Here is a 399-nt window from a genome sequence, read left to right on the forward strand (position 1 = left end):
CGCTGGGTCTGTCGGCTCTTCGATGAAGACATCCAGGGCCGCCTGACCCAATGTCCCTGACTTCAAGGCGGCGATCAGGGCGTCCTCGTCCACGATCTGACCGCGCGACACGTTGACCAGCAGGCCGTCGGGGCCAAGCGCCTCGAGGATGTCCCGCGATATCAGGCCGCGATTGGTCTCGTCCGCCTTGCAGGCGACGACGAGGATGTCGCTGGCCTTGGCGAGCGCCAGCAGGCTGTCGGCGCGCGGCCATTCGGCCTCGTGCGGCCGCGGCCCCCACCAACTGACCGCCATGCGGAAAGCCTCGGCGCGGTCGGCGACGGCCTTGCCGATGTGGCCCAAGCCGACGATGCCCAGCTTCTGGCCGGCGAGCGACGTCGTGATGGTGCGCGTCTCGAA

General features: G+C 68.9%; 1 protein-coding gene. It reads right to left on the minus strand.

Going from position 1 to position 399, the window contains the following annotated elements; genetic code table 11:
• On the minus strand, positions 1-399 hold a 399-nt coding region (locus tag JWG43_RS21115), incomplete at both ends, for an NAD(P)-dependent oxidoreductase (RefSeq protein WP_275888523.1).

The organism is Desulfobulbus alkaliphilus, assembly GCF_016918545.1.
Taxonomy (GTDB): domain Bacteria; phylum Desulfobacterota; class Desulfobulbia; order Desulfobulbales; family Desulfobulbaceae; genus Desulfobulbus; species Desulfobulbus alkaliphilus.